This window comes from Phyllobacterium sp. P5_D12, from assembly GCF_054049495.1.
The window spans coordinates 1-1,040 of record NZ_JBFUMG010000972.1 but is presented as its reverse complement, the minus strand read 5'-3'; the positions used below and the strand labels follow the sequence as shown (position 1 = coordinate 1,040).

1 protein-coding gene and 2 pseudogenes are annotated in these 1,040 nt (G+C 57.7%); all 3 read right to left on the bottom strand.

Annotated features, from left to right (window positions below; translation table 11 throughout):
- Positions 1-341, bottom strand: a pseudogene (locus tag ACXJ5O_RS28080) (molybdopterin molybdenumtransferase MoeA); the annotation flags it as partial.
- Position 342: 1 nt separating this feature from the next.
- Positions 343-834 (bottom strand): cyclic pyranopterin monophosphate synthase MoaC, encoded by a 492-nt coding sequence (gene moaC, locus ACXJ5O_RS28075; protein ID WP_457302775.1) that lies wholly within the window; start codon positions 832-834, stop codon positions 343-345.
- A pseudogene (locus tag ACXJ5O_RS28070) lies at positions 831-1,040 on the bottom strand (indole-3-glycerol phosphate synthase TrpC); the annotation flags it as partial. The gene moaC and the pseudogene ACXJ5O_RS28070, both read right to left, overlap by 4 nt.

Here is a 1,040-nt window from a genome sequence, read left to right as displayed (position 1 = left end):
GTGTTTTCCTGAATCACGACACTGTCCGCACCCTCGGGAACCGGCGCTCCGGTGAAAATACGAACAGCTTCACCTGCTTTCATAGTTTCGGAAAACGCATGCCCTGCTGCCGATTGTCCGATCAGTTTCAACGTGACCGGAACTGTCGCCACGTCGGCGGCCTGAATCGCGTATCCGTCCATGGCGGAGGCTGCAAAGGGGGGCTGCTGTCGTTTGGCGTGAACATCAGTAGCGAGAACACGGCCACCGGCGGCGGCAAGAGGGACAAGCTCTGCTTCGAGTTTCTCTGCGCTGGCGAGAATACGCCTCAGTGCCTCGTCAACTGGAAGAAGTCCTGACATATTATCTCTCATGCGCTGCTGACCATGCTCCAGACTTTCCGCCGGTCTTCTGCAGAAGGCGGATATCCTGGATGACCATTGCCTTGTCTGCAGCCTTGGCCATGTCGTAAATCGTCAGGCATGCCACAGAAACGGCGGTCAGCGCTTCCATCTCGACGCCGGTCTTGCCGGTCAATTTGACTGTCGCGACGACGTGCAGGCCCGGCAACGCGTCATCGGCTTCAATATCGATGGATATCTTGCTCAACAGCAGCGGGTGACAAAGCGGGATCAGGTCATGGGTCTTTTTCGCTGCCATGATCCCGGCAACCCGTGCTGTTCCAATCAMGTCGCCCTTGGCAGCATTACCCGATTTGATAAGCGCCAGCGTTTCCGCGCGCATTTTCACCAAGCCTTCGGCAACCGCCACCCGTTCTGTATCAACCTTGGCGCCAACATCGACCATATGGGCAGCGCCCGTCTCGTCGAGATGCGTAAGCTTGCGTGTTGTCATGCCGCGTCTGTCTGCTTGTCTGCGGTACCCTGCAATAGTGCTCTCGTGGCCGCCGCCACGTCATCCTGGCGCATGAGGCTTTCGCCGACGAGAAATGTGCCGATGTTGGATTTTGCCAGCCTCTGGCAGTCGGCATGCGTGAACACACCGCTCTCGCTGACCAGAAACTTGCTCGACGGTACCAATTTCGCCAGGCGTTCCGATAC